The sequence below is a fragment of the Frankia sp. AiPs1 genome (assembly GCF_023716945.1).
Taxonomy (GTDB): Bacteria; Actinomycetota; Actinomycetes; order Frankiales; family Frankiaceae; genus Frankia.
Genome location: NZ_JAMQQF010000118.1, coordinates 1 through 14,171, shown reverse-complemented (window position 1 = coordinate 14,171; position 14,171 = coordinate 1). Strand labels below are relative to the sequence as shown.

Annotated in this window: 12 protein-coding genes and 1 pseudogene; 6 read left to right on the top strand and 7 right to left on the bottom strand. The window is 73.9% G+C overall.

Going from position 1 to position 14,171, the window contains the following annotated elements:
- The 3 genes and pseudogenes from ND748_RS13350 to ND748_RS13340 all read right to left on the bottom strand — a co-directional run.
- Positions 1–1,459 (bottom strand): annotated as a pseudogene (locus ND748_RS13350) (hypothetical protein); the annotation flags it as partial.
- Positions 1,452–2,345: a hypothetical protein gene (locus tag ND748_RS13345; RefSeq protein WP_251746122.1), complete on the bottom strand. Its 894-nt coding sequence runs from the start codon at positions 2,343–2,345 to the stop codon at positions 1,452–1,454. The pseudogene ND748_RS13350 and the gene ND748_RS13345, both read right to left, overlap by 8 nt.
- Positions 2,346–2,404: 59 nt before the next feature.
- Positions 2,405–3,994, bottom strand: a complete 1,590-nt coding sequence (locus tag ND748_RS13340; RefSeq protein ID WP_251746121.1) for a hypothetical protein — start codon at positions 3,992–3,994, stop codon at positions 2,405–2,407.
- 670 nt (positions 3,995–4,664) lie between these two features.
- On the opposite strand from ND748_RS13340, the gene ND748_RS13335 reads away from it, so the two are divergent.
- The 4 genes from ND748_RS13335 to ND748_RS13320 all read left to right on the top strand — a co-directional run bounded on the left by ND748_RS13335 (position 4,665) and on the right by ND748_RS13320 (position 7,965).
- Complete coding sequence (locus tag ND748_RS13335; protein WP_251746120.1) at positions 4,665–5,486, top strand: PaaI family thioesterase; 822 nt, start codon at positions 4,665–4,667, stop codon at positions 5,484–5,486.
- An 87-nt stretch (positions 5,487–5,573) separates the two neighbouring features.
- Positions 5,574–6,635: an MBL fold metallo-hydrolase gene (locus ND748_RS13330; protein WP_251746119.1), complete on the top strand. Its 1,062-nt coding sequence runs from the start codon at positions 5,574–5,576 to the stop codon at positions 6,633–6,635.
- 109 nt (positions 6,636–6,744) lie between these two features.
- Entirely contained in the window at positions 6,745–7,326 is a 582-nt protein-coding gene (locus tag ND748_RS13325) for a TerD family protein (protein WP_251746118.1), read from the top strand.
- Positions 7,327–7,401: 75 nt separating this feature from the next.
- Entirely contained in the window at positions 7,402–7,965 is a 564-nt protein-coding gene (locus tag ND748_RS13320) for a DUF1990 family protein (RefSeq protein WP_251746117.1), read from the top strand.
- A gap of 99 nt (positions 7,966–8,064) precedes the next feature.
- Here ND748_RS13320 and ND748_RS13315 read toward each other — a convergent pair whose 3' ends face one another.
- Both ND748_RS13315 and ND748_RS13310 read right to left on the bottom strand, forming a co-directional pair.
- Positions 8,065–8,382 carry a type II toxin-antitoxin system RelE/ParE family toxin gene (locus ND748_RS13315; RefSeq protein ID WP_251746116.1) on the bottom strand — a complete coding sequence of 106 codons (318 nt, stop codon included), beginning with the start codon at positions 8,380–8,382 and terminating at the stop codon, positions 8,065–8,067.
- 180 nt (positions 8,383–8,562) lie between these two features.
- Positions 8,563–9,246 (bottom strand): HAD family phosphatase, encoded by a 684-nt coding sequence (locus tag ND748_RS13310; protein WP_251746115.1) that lies wholly within the window; start codon positions 9,244–9,246, stop codon positions 8,563–8,565.
- Positions 9,247–9,432: 186 nt separating this feature from the next.
- On the opposite strand from ND748_RS13310, the gene ND748_RS13305 reads away from it, so the two are divergent.
- Complete coding sequence (locus ND748_RS13305) at positions 9,433–9,855, top strand: CoA-binding protein (RefSeq protein WP_251746114.1); 423 nt, start codon at positions 9,433–9,435, stop codon at positions 9,853–9,855.
- A 151-nt stretch (positions 9,856–10,006) separates the two neighbouring features.
- On the opposite strand, the gene ND748_RS13300 is transcribed toward ND748_RS13305, so the two are convergent.
- Entirely contained in the window at positions 10,007–11,980 is a 1,974-nt protein-coding gene (locus tag ND748_RS13300) for a hypothetical protein (protein WP_251746113.1), read from the bottom strand.
- An 18-nt stretch (positions 11,981–11,998) separates the two neighbouring features.
- Positions 11,999–13,360: a glycosyltransferase family 2 protein gene (locus ND748_RS13295; protein WP_251746112.1), complete on the bottom strand. Its 1,362-nt coding sequence runs from the start codon at positions 13,358–13,360 to the stop codon at positions 11,999–12,001.
- 407 nt (positions 13,361–13,767) lie between these two features.
- Between ND748_RS13295 and ND748_RS34020 the strand changes: the two genes are divergently transcribed.
- Positions 13,768–14,124, top strand: a complete 357-nt coding sequence (locus tag ND748_RS34020) for a DUF5999 family protein (protein ID WP_308205634.1) — start codon at positions 13,768–13,770, stop codon at positions 14,122–14,124.
- The last annotated feature ends 47 nt before the right edge of the window (positions 14,125–14,171 follow it).

The following is a 14,171-nucleotide window of genomic DNA, read 5'->3' as shown; positions in this document are numbered from 1 at the left end:
CAGCCAGCGCGGGCGCGGCGATGTCCTCGGCGTCGGCGACGAGGCGGGTCAACCGCTCTGCCTCGGCCGACGCCGCCGCAAGCCGCAACACGTCCTCGGTCGCCCGCCAGGCGTCGATCTCGGCGGCCGCGGCGCGGGCGCCGTCGACGAGCTGGTCCCGCCCCCGTTCTGCGTCGGCAAGGCGCAGCTCGGCGATCCGCCGACGCAGTGCGAGAACGGCACCGTGCCGGTGCGATCGGGCCTCGTCGGCGTCGTGTTCCGCGTCGCGGGCAGCCTGCACCTGGGCGGCGAGGCCGGCAAGGGCGGCGCCGTCACGGCGAACCCTGGCCCGCACGCCGTCGTGCAGGTCCGTGATCCGGGCCCGGGCGGCCGCGTGAGCCGCACCGGCACCGGCACGCCGTTCGACCGCGTCGGCCAGCGGGGCGAGCCGCGCCAGCGCGCCCGCGACGAAGTCGCGCTCGGCGCCGAGCGCAGCCCGTTCGGCGAGCTTGGTCGCGTAGCCGTCGACGACGTCGGCGATGCCCGCCGGGTCCTCGGGTGGGGTCACGGCGCGCAGCAGAAAGTCGACGAACTGCTCGTCGGAGCCGAACGAGAACGCCTCGGCTGCTTCGCCCTCGCCGGCGTTCATCGCCCGCTGGTAACGGAACAGCTCGGGATCGAGACCGAGGGCGTCCAGATGCTCCCGCCAGGCGCCCTGGTGCGTCTCCCAGGTCAGGTCGAGCGCCGGGTCCACCCCGTGGGCGTCGTGGAGCCTGCCCCGCAACCCGGCGAGGGTGACCTGGCGGCCTTCGGCGGTCAGCGGGAGGGAGGTGATCTCCAGTCCGCCGCCGGGGCGGAAGGAGTACCAGGCCTCGGTGAGCCGAGCGGCGTCGGCCGGCCCGCGCCCGCGCCACTCACTCACCTTGCCGGTCAGCACCCGGTGCCCGGTCACCGCGTGCTGCCACTCGCAGATGACGTGGCCGCAGTCGCCGGGCAGGACGAAGTTGTCCAGCACCCGCCCGTTGGACGTGCCGACGACGTGGCGCCGGCCGGGCAACACCACCGAGAAGATCAGTTTGATCAGGACGCTCTTGCCGCCGCCGTTCTCCAGGAACAGCACCGAGGCGGGGGAGGGGCGCCGCGGCCGGCCTGGTGCGCCGGGCGCGACCGTGGTCCCCGCGACTGCCGTTCCTGGGCCGACTGCCGTTCCTGGGTCGATCGCCGTTCCTGGGTCGACTGCGGTTGCTGGGCGGATCGCCGTTCCTGGGCCGACCGGGGCCACCGGGGACGGCCCGCTGGAAAGCGCGGGAACTGCGGGGATGGCGGCGTCACGGCGCTGGCGGGGGGTGCTGGGAAACAGCCCGTCCTGGCGTGGTCCGGCGACGGGCGCGCCCACTCCGGAGAAGTCCAGCAGCACGTCGCCGAAGCGGGCGCCCGGCGGCCCGATCGAGTGCAGCCGCACCCGCGACAACTCATACATCCGCGGCCTCGCCGGCCGACGTCATCTCCAGCAGGGCCGGCTCGTCGACGAGGACCCGCACGCTGCCGGCACCGTCGGTCACCGTGATCACCCCGAGGGTCAGCAGCTCCTCGAAGGCCGCGTCCGCGGCCAGCTCGCGGACCTGGACCTGATAGCGGGGCGTGGTCCGGAACGTCCCGCCGGCCTCGTCGCCGACCTGGACCAGGCAGCCCGACTCGACGAGGAAGTTCATCGCCCGGGCGATGATTCCCGTCGTCGACCCGGCGAGGCGCCGCGCGTCGCGGGTGCTGCCGGTCGAGGCGCGCCGAGCGTAGAGGCGCCAGGCGGCCTCCAGCCGCGGCGCGTCGACCGGCGGATCGACGTTCTGGTCGTCGGCGGCGGTGCGTTCGGCCAGCAGCCGGCAGGTCTCCCGGACGAACGCGTCGACGCCGTGCACGCTGACCCGCCCGACGTAGGAGGCGTCGGCGAGGTCGGCCGGCCGGGGATAGGCGAGCGCGGCCACGGCGAGCTGGGCGAGGGCATGCAGCAGCCGGTCGGCCGCGCGGTGCTCGCCGCCGGCGCGGCGGGCGTAGTCACCGATGCGGACGGCGAAGACCGAGTCCTCGGCGCCGGCCGGGACCAGACCCGCCCGCTCGGAGACGTCGAGCACGACCAGCCCGAGGCCGGCGGCGATCGCCTGGGTCAGCGCGGCGAACTCCGCCTCCCGCAGGTATCGCCGGGCCAGATCGCGGTAGTCCGGGTCGCGAGCAGGTACCAGCCGGGGCCGCAGGCCGAAGGACACCAGCCGGGACGCGTCATGGGCGTCGGCGCGCCGCCGCTCGGCCCGCCGCGCACCGTCCACCGATCCGCTGTCCACCGATCCGCTGTCCACCGATCCGGCATTCATCGGGTCGGTGTCGATCGGGGCGCCCTGTCGGTCCGGGGCGCCCGTGTCGGGTTCCCAGCTCATCGCGACCTCCGTCCCGCGGGCACGGCCGCGCCGCTCGCAGCCCGCACCTCCGTCAGGACTGAAGTGATACCAGCCGGATCCGACGATTCCGCCGCGCTGGGCGCCGTGACGATCTGCGCCCGGCCGACGAGCAGGTCGGCTCCGCCGAACTCCGGATCGTGCAGCGGCGTGCCGTCGTCGACGGCGACCGTGAGGGTGGTCTCGCCCGCCTGCCGGGACGCGTCGACGCGGGGGTTGACCGCGTGCAGGGCCAGCAGCGCGACGAGGTCGGCGACATCCCGGTCGTCCCCGCGGCGGGCATCGGCGAGCAGGGCGGACAGCCGGCGCGGCGCCGCCGGGTCGAGTTCGAGCAGCCCGAGCGCGCGGGCCCAGGTCTCGTCGTCGAACCGCGCCGGCTCCGCCAGCGCCACCAGCTCGGCCTCGACCACCTCCGCGCCGAGCGTGTCGCGTTCCACCACCGGGCGAAGCAGCAGATCGACCAGATCGAGGACCCGGGGGGCCCGGGGCGTGCGCACGCCGACCGCGCCGGGGAAGAACGCCATCGCCGGGCGCTGGGCGTCCCCGGCGGGCAGCGCCAGTGTCGGTAGCAGCAACTGGGAGTGCAGGTCGATGCCGCCGCGCGCCGAGGCGACGGCGAACTGCTGGCGGTCCTGCTCGGCGCGGAACACGGCGCCCGCCTCCAGCAGCCGGGCCTGCAGCTGGGTGTGCCGACGGATGCAGTCCCCGACGATGGCGACCAGGTCGGCGGCCTGGCGTTTGTGGTCGGCGTCGTCGGCGGAGTCGCGGTAGCGGCGGATGTGGGTGAGGATCGCGTTCTCGTACCGGTAGCGCTGCTCGACGTGCTGCAGGGCCTCGTCGACGAGGGCGGGCATCGCGTGCAACCAGTCGACGGCCAGGACGTTGCGTCGCGTCGCGTCGAGGTGCCGGCGGAGCTGCTCGGCGTACTGCACGGTGCGGTACCGGGCGGCCTCCGCCGCGCTGCGGGCGTCGGCGAGCCGGCCGCGGCGGATCAGCGTGTCGAGGGCGACCTCGGCGGCGACCTGCGCCGAGGTGATGTCGGTGTCCAACGCCCCGACCAGCACGGTCACCGCCTCGTCGGTGGCCCGCAGGTAGATCTCGCCGTGTGGATCAGCGAACTCGACGAGCAGCTTGAAGTCGAAGCGGCGCCGTTCGTAGCGGCCGTCGGCGTGCACGGTGCCGTAACCAGCCTCGAAGCCCCGGTTGACGTTGCCGACGTTGATGAGGTTGTGCAGCACCCAGGACGCCACCCGTTCGTGCTCGGCGGCCGGGCGGCCGGGCGCCTGGGCGGCGGCGAGCGGGACGAGGCGGCGGCGCACCTGGTCGTGGTCCGCGCCGCGGTCGAAGTCCATCGCCACGGTGACCTGGTCGATCGCGTGCAGGCCGAGCTCGGCCATCGCGTAGACGGCGAAGTCCGCGCCGTCCAGGTGCGCCTTGCGCACGTCGAGGTCGTGCAGCGGCTGGGTCAGCGCGAGCGCCTTGAGCCGGCGGATCATCCCGACGTCGCCGACGAGTCCGATCGCGGGGGGCAGCCGGTCTGGACCGGTCGTCGACGCGGGCTCGATCATCCGTACGAGCCTAGTGGGCGGCGTGGACCGGGCCGCCCACCACCTGGCCGTGGCGCCCGGGTGGTGGCACGACGGTGGGAGCGGCGCGGAGCGTTGCGGCGGGCGACCGTCGACCGGACCTCCGACGCGGCGCAATTTCAGTGCACTCTGTTGACCGTGCGGACGTCGCGGGCGCACGACCGGCCGGGTACGGAAGATCCAGGGTGATCTCGCTCACGGAGCGCACCCCCGCCGGGGTACGGGCTCGACCGGCCGCCGTCATGGGGGAGCAACGTGCCGGTAGTGCAGGCCTTTTAGGCTTTGCTGGTGCACCCGCCGGCGGGGGGCGAAGACCTGCGGACCCCGGTCGGAGCGGCGCACCCCAGGCGACCCGGAGGGGCTGTCGAGCGACCGTCAACAGGCCGGTGGGGTATTCTCAACTCGATTCCGACGCGTGGCTGAGGCGTCACCACGATGGACGTTCGGCGCGGCCGGGATCGACCGGGGGTGCGCGTACACCCGACGAGGGGTGGCGCAGGCCAGTCGGGCACCAGACGGTGCCCGTTCTCCCTTTCTCCCACTCGCGGCGCGGCGGGTGGGGTGGGCGAGACAGGGGCGGCGGCGCCGAACAGCAGTCCCGGGGCGTGGGGTGACCGACGAGACGACGCGCCGCCAGGCGCCGAGGAAACGGGTGGACGACGCCGTGGACGCTGCTCTGGAGGAGCTCGGGTTGCCGCGCCAGGCCGCTGCGCAGGCGCGGCCCGCCCGGGCGGCGGCGGCGGTCGCGGATGACGATGACATTGCGGCCCAGCGAGATGCGGCCGCCCAGCTCGGCATGGCCCTGCGTGCGTTGACCGACGCCTCCGTGCGCACGCTCGCCTCGACCGCGACCCTGCTGGACGTCGTCGCCCGGATCACTCAGTGTCTGCCCGCGTTGACCGCGGAGCAGCGCGACGTCGGTGAACCCGCGCCACTGGACGACCCGGCCGCGAAGCTGTGGCTGTACAACCCGGTCGTCGGGCAGGCCAACCCGATCGCGCCCTGGCTCGAGACCACGCTGGTGGACGGGGTCCTCACCGGCCGTGCCACCCTCGGCCTTCCCTACCAGGGGCCGCGCGGTTACCTGCACGGCGGCGTGAGCGCCATGATGCTCGACCAGGTCCTCGGCGACGTCGTCAGCGCAAGTGGCCGCTCCGGCCTGACCGTCTCCCTCTCGGCCCGCTACCGCCGGCCGGTCCCGCTGCTGGCTCCGCTGCTCGTCGTCGGCCGGGTCGTCGAGGTCGCCGACCGGAAGATCACCGCGGCCGGCACGATCGCGCTGGCATCCGAGCCGGACCAGCCCCTGGTCGAGGGCGTCGGCATCTTCGTCGTGCCCCGACCGGACCAGGCCGCCCGACTGTTCGGCGCCTTCCGCGGCCCGGCCCCCGACACCCCGGGCGCCCCCCACCCCGCAGATGCCGCCGGCACCGTCCCCGCCGGCACCGTCCCCTCGAACCCGCCGTCGACCACCTGACCCTTGGAGGAACGACGACCATGACCATCCCGACGCGTGACCACCCTCGACGCATGACAACCACCGACGCATGATCGCCCCCGGCGCATGACCACGTCCGACGTCGGACGACGTCCCGGCGCACCCGTGCAGCGCGACGCCGGCACGCAGCCGGTGCGCTGGCGCCGTCCCCTGCCGCCGGTGGAACAGGTACGGCCGGGGCTGTGGAGCATCCCGCTCCCGCTGCCCTGGGCGAAGCCGGCCCACGTGACCGTCTACGTCTTCGAGACCGCGGACGGCCCCTACCTGATCGACGCTGGCTGGGATTCCGACGACGCCTTCGCGGCTCTGACGGCTGGGTTGGACACGGTCGGGACCTCGGTCGCCGAGGTTCAGGGCGTCGTGGTCACCCATGCCCATCTCGACCACTTCGGGATGGCGGGCCGCATCCGTGAGGCATCCGGCGCCTGGGTGTCGCTGCACCCGTTGGACAACGCGATCCTCAGCCAGTTCGAGAACGGCTTCGCCACCCGGATCCCGGGGCTGATGGCCCGCGCCGGCGCCCCGGCCGAGATGACCGAGCACCTGGTCAAGGGCACCCAGGCGGCCGTGCGCCGGATTCCGCGCCCGGACGTCCTGATCGAGGACGGTGGGCGACCGGACATCCCCGGGTGGGAGCTGCGCGCATTGTGGACGCCCGGCCACTCGCCGGGACACCTGTGCTTCTGGGAGCCGGCGAACCGGCTGCTGCTGTCCGGCGACCACGTGCTGCCGTCGACCGTGGTCGGCACCCCCGAACCCGACGCGTCCCATCCCGACCCGCTCGGTGACCACCTGCGCGCGCTCGCCCGGCTGCGTGGGCTGGACGCCGCGGAGGTACTGCCGGCGCACGAGCACCGATTCACCGGCCTGGAACACCGGCTCGCCGAGATCGACGCGGTGCACCAGGGCCGGCTTGCCGAGGTGCTCGCGGGCCTGCGTGCCGGCGGGAGCACCGTCTGGGAACTCGCCGATCACGTGACCTGGCACCGCCCGTTCCGCAACCTGCGCGGGGTGGCGCTGCAGAACGCCGTCACCGACACCTTCGGGTGCCTCGCCGCCCTGGTGGCGACCGGCGTCGCCCGCGTCGACGACGGCGCACCCGCCCGCTGGCGGCTCGCCGCCGCGTAGGCCGCCGCGGCCCGTCCGCGGATGCTCGTCGACTGCCCACCCGGACCGAGGCGACGATTTCGGACCGCATCGGTTCGAGCCGCACCCCATCGGTACTAGGGTGTGGGGCATGACGTCCGTGTCGCTGTCCAAGGGCGGGAATGTCTCGCTGAGCAAGGTCGCTCCCAACCTGACGGCTGTGACCATCGGGCTGGGCTGGAAGGTGCGGCAGACCAGCGGCGCCGACTACGACCTCGACGCCAGCGCGATCGTCGTCAGCGAGGCCGGCCGGGTGCTCTCCGACGGCTACTTCGTCTTCTTCAACAACCTGGTCAGTCCCGACGGCGGGGTCACCCACCTCGGCGACAACCTGGTCGGCGGCGGTGGCGGCGACGACGAGCAGATCAACGTCGACCTGCGGACGCTGACCCCACAGGCGGCGAAGGTCGTCTTCGCGGTGTCGATCTACGACGCGGACACCCGCCGGCAGACCTTCGGCCAGATCCGCGACGCCTTCATCCGGGTCACCGACGCCACGACCGGTGCGGAGGTGGCCCGCTACGACCTCACCGAGGACGCCTCCACCGAGACCGCGATGATCTTCGGTGAGCTGTACCGCTACGGCGGCGAGTGGAAGTTCCGCGCCGTCGGCCAGGGCTACGCCTCCGGCCTGCGCGGAATTGCCCTCGACTTCGGCGTCAACGTCTCCTGATCTCGATCGTGGCCTTGCTCTGCTGAACGACCTCCTCCGTCCCGGAACCGGCCCCGGGTCGGCGATGCCGTGAGGATGCGCCTGATCGTCGCGGGACGGTTGGAGCGCGAGTTGGCCCGCTGCGGGGAGGCGGAGCTGACCTACCCCGAGCGTGGGGCGACGGTAGGCAGCCTGCCGGCCGGTTATCGGCATCTGCGGCGTCGCACGTTGCTGGGCCACGGACGGCCTGTGCTCGATGCCGCCGCCGCGGAGATCATGAGCTGGGAGATGCATCGGCACGCCGGCCTCAGACCGGTGGCGACTGCTTCCGGGGCGGACATCGGGGCGACCGTGGTGATGTGCGCGGCCTGGGGACGGGTCGGGGTGCTGGCCGCCTGCCGGGTGGTGTGGGTGCTCGACGAGGCCGACCGCCGCGGTTTCGCCTACGGGACCCTGCCTGACCATCCCGAGATCGGCGAGGAGGCCTTCGTCGTCGAGCGCGACGCCGACAACGCCGTCTGGCTGGGCATCACGGCCTTCAGCCGTCCCAACGGTCTCCTACCCCTGTTGGCCGGACCTGCGGGCCGAAGAGCGCAGGAAATGATCACCGATCGTTACGCCCGCGTGGTGCGAGACGTGGCGGGCCGTGCGGAGGGCTGAGCCGAGCAGCCTGATCGCTGACACCACGTCATCCACGATCCTGCCGTTCTTCGAACCGCTGTGGCCCTTCCGGCGTGCCGGCGGCGGCAGCGACGCAGGTCAGATGCGGCGCCAGCCGGTCGCGGTGGTCGTGGCGCCGATCGTGGGCACGATCCGGGTGCGTGAACCGCGCGGCGCGACGACCATGACCCGCACCGTCTGGGTGTTGGCGTCGATCCGGTAGAGGATCCGCCACGTCCGGCCGCTGGCTTCGTGCATGCCGACCTGCTCGCCGGGAATCGGCGTGCCGGCCTTGCGCGGGTCGTCGCGCAGCTTGCCGTCGAGGAACCGGCGGACCTCGCCGCGGGTGAGCTCGGCGAGCTTGGCCAGGTCGCGCTCGGCCGAGGCGGAGAGGGTGACCTCGTGCTTGTCACTCACCGCCGGCCACCCCTCCCGCGGCCCGCGCGGGGTCGGAGCAATCCTGCGCGGGAAGAGACGACTTCCGCGTTGTTCACGCATTGATCCTATGCGTCCGCCGGGAGCCGCGGCCCCACTTCGCACCACCCCCGGCTTCGGTCCCGGCAGCGGCCGCCCGGAGCTCAGCCGGCGGCTTGGAGCTCAGCCGGTGGCGTGAGCTCGCCGCTCATGGACGGCGGCCCGGACGACGGCGGGGGTGAGCTCCGCGGTGGTGGCCACCCGGGCCGAGGCCAGGCGCAGGGCGGCGGCGTCGGGTGGGAAGTGCGGGTTCGGCACGGCGACGACCGTCATCCCGGCGGCCGCGGCGGCGCGCAGCCCGTTCGTGGAATCCTCCACCGCCACGCAGTCGCCGGCCGGCACGTTGAGCCGGCGGGCGGCCTCGAGGTACACGTCCGGCGCGGGCTTGCCACGGGCGACCTCCTCGGAGGAGACGACGGCAGCGAAGAGCCCGGCCAGGCCCGTGTGCGCGAGGACCAGGTCGATGAGCAGCCGGGCGGAGGAGCTTGCCAGGCCCAGCGGGTGCAGCGCGGCGAGGGCGCGCACGGCGTCCACCGCGCCGGGCAGCAGCGGGGGAGCCGAGCCGTAGCGATCAGCGACGCGCCGCAGGACCTCGTCGGCGATGTCCGCCGGCGACCCGGGCACCCCGATCTCGGCCAGGTAGCCCGACCACTCGGTGGTGCTCATCCCCATCATCCGGCTGGTGCTGTCCGTCGCCCAGCGCCCGCCCCGCTCGGCCACGTAGGCGCGCCGGACGTCGTCCCACACCGTCTCGGAGTCGATCAGGACGCCGTCGAGGTCGAAGACGACGGCCGCGACCTCATCCATCGGAACCCGTTGGAGCCACCTGGACGTCCCCCCGGCCTGGTCGACGGTGCCGGAGGCCGACGATACCTGCGGGTCGTCCCTCGTCCCCGACCGCCCGGCTGGCCCCGACCGCCCGGCTGGCCCCGCCCGCCCGGCTGGCCCCGCCCGCCCGGATGACACGGAACGTCGCCGCTGTTGACGACTGGCATGCGCTATGGAGACGACGACACGATCCGTCATCTGCTCGCCGACACCGAGGTGTGGGCAGTGGTCGGGCTGTCCAACGACACCCGCCGCACCGCGTTCGACATCGCGGAGTACCTGCGTCGCAACGGCAAGCGGGTGGTGCCGGTCCACCCGTCGGTGCCGGTGGTCGCGGGGGAGCAGGGGTACGCGACGCTGAGCGAGATCCCGTTCGCCGTCGACGTCGTCGACCTGTTCGTTCGCTCGGAGCTTGCCGGGCCGGTGGTCGACGAGGCGGTGAAGATCGGCGCGAAGGGAGTCTGGCTCCAGCTCGGCGTCCGCGACGACGCGGCCGCAGTCCGGGCGGGTGAGGCCGGCCTGGACGTCGTGATGGACACCTGCCCGGCGATGGAGGCCCCCCGCCTCGGCCTCGGCTGGACCCGCTGAGCAGCGCGTCCGGCTGGGCCATCCGGCGTGCGGTGCGCGGTGCTCCTGCGGGTCGCGGTGTTCTTGGGGATCGCGGTGTTCCTGCGGTGCGTTCTGCACGGTCTGCGGTCCGCAATTGTGCGGGACGCACCGCAATCGGGATCGCCCGGGTTCAGCGTCGGCGGTGGCGGTGGATCGGTGAGCGGGTCGAGGGGGCGCCGCCGGGGGTGACCGGATCCGCACCGGGCCGGGCCGGGCCGCCGGCCGTCGCGCCGACCGGCCCGTGGACCAGGCCCTCGACCGGCCCGTTGCCGGGGCCGATTGCGGGGCCGGGTTCGGGCCCCGGGCCGGGTTCGGGACCCGGGCTAGGTTCGGGACCTGGGCCGGGTTCAGGCCGGGCGGGGGCCCACAGCGAGGTGCGGGTGATCTCGTCCGGTGCCCGGCGGGAGCGGCGGACCAGGGTGAACCGGCGGGTCGCCAGCGCCGCGCCGGGCGGGATCAGGACGAGCACGGGCAGCAGGTAGCGGTAGTCGAAGCAGACCGTGGCCGCCGGCACCACGAGGATCATGACGCCGGCGGCCGCGAGCAGGGCCGCGTCGGCGCGAAGCCGCCGGTGCTCGACCGTCTGGTCGTGCCAGCGGCGGCGGGCCCGGGCGCCACGCACACCGAGCCGCGGGGCGCGGCGCCGGGCCGGCACCGCGATCGCGGTGACGGCGAGTAGCAGCATCGCGGCCAGCGCCGGCCCGGGGGTGAAGCCATCCCGCTGGTAACCGCGCAGGAAGCCGGCGGCCGACTCGTGGACCTCGCGTTTCGGCGTGTCGCCGTGCAGGCCCAGCAACGGCTCGCCGTTGTGCAGGAAGCGAGGCTCGTCTCCGGTGGGGAAGCGCCAGGTCGCGTCCGGCCAGTCCCGGTGCCCGATCGGCCGGCCGGGGCGGAAGTAGTGGACGAGCTCCCCGCCGACCATCCGGACGTAGTCGCCGAACTGGTAGCGGATGACCTGATGGGTGAAGTCGCGCAGCAACGCGTCCCGCTCGTCGGCGGGCACGTGCAGCCGCCGGGACGGGCTGTTGACGCTCCACACGTAGTAGCTGGGGTCGGGCCGCTCGGCGACCGGATGGGGGGAGCACAGCACGAGCTGCTGCCGGCTCAGGTGTAGCCGGTCGCAGTCGGCGATCGGTGCCACCCGGCCGTACATCCACACCGCGTCGCCGCCGGTGAGCGCGTACTTCCCGTGGCTTGCGTGGAACCAGGTCGCGTAGCCGGCGAGGGGCACGGCCAGGGCGACGACGAAGGTCGCGAAGCGAAGCCAGCCGACCCGGCGCAGCACCAGGTAGCCGACAACCAGGACGGCGAGAGCCACGCCGATCGTGCGGACCAGGCCCGCGGCGGCGAGGAGCAGTCCGGCCAGTCCGCACGCCCACACCGACGGGCGGGGCGACCAGGTCAGGGCGATGATCGCGGCGACCAGCAGCACCGCGAACAACGTCTCGGCCATCACGAAGTGCTCGATGACCAGCTCGTAGGCGTCGAGCAGGACCGGCGCCGCCGCGAGCGCCGCGATCGGCGCCGCGACCCGGCGGTGGACCAGCAGGACGTAGATGGCCACGCCCAGCGCCAGCCCGGCCGCGTGCTGGACGACGGTGACCCACCAGAGGTTGTCGGTGAACGACAGCAGCCGCAGGAACGCCGGGTAGCCCGCCGGCCGCATCGGGTCGGGGGCCTTCAACGTCGACAGGCGTAGATAGGCGTAGGAGTCGCCGTAGAACTCGAACGCCGGCCGGTAGGCGTAGGCGGTGACCGCGCGCAGCGCCACGCCCGCGGCGAGCAGGACCGCGAACGGAAGATGCCGCAGCGGCCGGCGGCCGCGGCGCGGTGGCGGCTGGGCCCCGCCATCTGCGTCGGAGCCCAGGACGACCGGCGCGTCGGGCGACACCGGGGCGGCGCCGGGCTCGTCCGGGTAGACGGGAGCGTCGGGTTCGTCCGGCCGGACCAGGCCGACGGGCCGATCCGGCTCATCGGGGTAGACGGGATCGTCCGGCCTCGCCGCGGCCGCCGTCACGGCGGCCGTCGTCGCCGAGAGCCGGGGCGGGAAGCCGTCTTCTTGATCAGGGGGCGGCGGGAACACGTGCCTGCCCGGGACGACCATCGTCGATGTCCGCCGTTCTCAAAACCCGACAGCCTCGGCCGGGTGCTCCTGCGTCTCGTAGTGCATGCCGACCAGCGGGGCCGCGCCGGGCGGATCGCCGGGCGCCCGCATCGCCGGGCGGGCGGCGGCGCGCTGATGGCCGCCGCTGGGCCCCGCGGTCAGCAGCCGCAGGAAGAACGAACCGAACGCGGTCTGGGCGCCGAGGACCATCAGGGTCATCGCGAGCAGCGCCGGGCGCATCTCGTTCAGGGGACCGAGGTCGTTCGCGAGCCAGCGTACGAGCACCACGACGTCGACGACGAACCCGACCGTGAACAGGCCGGCCCCGACCGCCAGGCCGCGTTCGAGGGTGAACACCCGGTGGACCAGCGGCAGCGGCCAGCGGCGGCGCTCCTGCCAGCCGACCGCGTGGTTGTGGACGTCCGCGCAGACGCCGAGCAGCACGAGTTGCCAGCCGAGCAGCGCCAGCAGCGCGAACAGGATCGAGAAGTGCAGGTCCAACCGGTGGAAGCCGACGTCCAGGGAGCCGGGGAGCAGGACCGCCTGGCCGACGACCCCGAGCGCCAGCAGCACCAGACCCGGCAGGACGAACAGGTACCGCGGCGCGAGTAGCAGCATGAACCGCAGGTGGCGCCAGCCGTCCCGCAGGGAGTGCAGCTTGGAGTCACCCACCCGCGGGTGGTAGGTGATCGGCACCTCCTCGATGCGCAGCCCGGCCCGCCCGGCGGCGATGACCAGCTCGCTGGCCAGCTCCATCCCCTCGCAGCGCAGCCGCATCCGCAGGTACGCCTCGCGGCTGAACGCCCGCATCCCCGAGTGGGCGTCGGAGGAGCGCACGTCGAACAGGCGGTTGAGGATGCCGGTGAGCACCGGGTTGCCGACGTAGCGGTGCAGCCAGGGCATGGCGCCGGGCAGGATCTTCCCGGCGAAGCGGGAGCCGAGAACGTAGTCCGCCCGACCGGCGCGCAACGGGGCGAGCAGCGCGGAGAGGTCGGAGAAGTCGTAGGAGTCGTCCGCGTCGCCCATCACGATCAGCCGGCCCCTGGCGGCGGCGAAGCCGGCCAGGTAGGCGTTGCCGTAGCCGCGTCGCGTCTCGTGCACGACCCGGGCGCCCGCCTCCTGGGCGAGCTCGGCCGACCGGTCCGTCGAGCCGTTGTCGACGACGACGACCTCGCCGACGGCGTCCGCGGCGGCGAGCCCGGCGAGGGCCTTGCGCACGCACACGCCAACCGAGTCCTCCTCGTTGAGGCACGGCATCACGACCGAGACCTCGAACGCCTGCCCACGCGAACGGGTTGCCCCGCCGGCGGCGACAGTCTCGCCGACGGTGTCGACAGTCTCCCCGACGGTGTCGGCGCCGGTGCCCGTGGCACCCTCCATCGTCCGTCCCCCCTCCATGGCCGGGCGTGCCCGCGACCGTCCACCGGTGGTCGTCCGTGCCGGGAATTCCCTGACCGGTCGTCGGCGTGCCGGCGTGCCGGCGCCAGTCGTGCAGGTGGACGCATCAGCAGACCGACGCGAGTCAGTGTGGCGGCCGATGCCGCGGATCGCTCGCCCGCAGTCCCGTAACCTACCGATCTGCTCGCAGGGTCCGATTACCGGTGTCCATCTGCGGACACCTCGTGGTCTGTCGGCGTGGGTCGCATCTGGGCGCGATGCGGCTGCTGTCCTGGTCAGGACCCGTCGGCGCGCGTCTCGTGCCCGGCCCGCGGGGTGGCGCGGCAGACACGCCGGGCCCTGCACCCGCGCCTCGGTGTGACGCTTCTTACGGGGAGGCGTAACGTCTGGTGCCCGTGCAAGCTGTTCGCGTTTCAGACGAGGTGCCGACGCCCCACGCGCCGACAAACCCAGACGCTTCCTCCGGTTCCGCGGCCCCCCGCGCGCTTCCTCCACCGCAGCGCGGCTGCCAACACTCCCCGCCCTGCCCGGCGGCAGACGGTGCCGACCGGGACGCCGCGCGGGTGGCCAGCCAGCACTGGGATCAGGGCTGGAGCCTTCTGTGCAACGGGGTGATCCTGTTCGACGATCTCGGGGAGATCCTGCCGACCGGTCGCACGGTCGAGCCGCGGCGGCCCCTGCCGCGGGCCTGTGCTCCCCGCCCTCCGGCGCCCCGGCGGGCGAGCCAGGCTCCCGTCCGGGTCTGACCGGCCGGCCGCCGCCGGCGCCGTCGTGGGCCGCGGCTGTGAGGTTT

Coding starts and splice junctions, on each gene's coding strand:
- ND748_RS13345 (WP_251746122.1), bottom strand. CDS start 2,345: ATGAATGCCGGATCGGTGGACAGCGGATCGGTGGACAGCGGATCGGTG.
- ND748_RS13340 (WP_251746121.1), bottom strand. CDS start 3,994: ATGATCGAGCCCGCGTCGACGACCGGTCCAGACCGGCTGCCCCCCGCG.
- ND748_RS13330 (WP_251746119.1), top strand. CDS start 5,574: ATGACCACGTCCGACGTCGGACGACGTCCCGGCGCACCCGTGCAGCGC.
- ND748_RS13325 (WP_251746118.1), top strand. CDS start 6,745: ATGACGTCCGTGTCGCTGTCCAAGGGCGGGAATGTCTCGCTGAGCAAG.
- ND748_RS13320 (WP_251746117.1), top strand. CDS start 7,402: ATGCGCCTGATCGTCGCGGGACGGTTGGAGCGCGAGTTGGCCCGCTGC.
- ND748_RS13310 (WP_251746115.1), bottom strand. CDS start 9,246: ATGGATGAGGTCGCGGCCGTCGTCTTCGACCTCGACGGCGTCCTGATC.
- ND748_RS13305 (WP_251746114.1), top strand. CDS start 9,433: ATGCGCTATGGAGACGACGACACGATCCGTCATCTGCTCGCCGACACC.
- ND748_RS13300 (WP_251746113.1), bottom strand. CDS start 11,980: ATGGTCGTCCCGGGCAGGCACGTGTTCCCGCCGCCCCCTGATCAAGAA.
- ND748_RS13295 (WP_251746112.1), bottom strand. CDS start 13,360: ATGGAGGGTGCCACGGGCACCGGCGCCGACACCGTCGGGGAGACTGTC.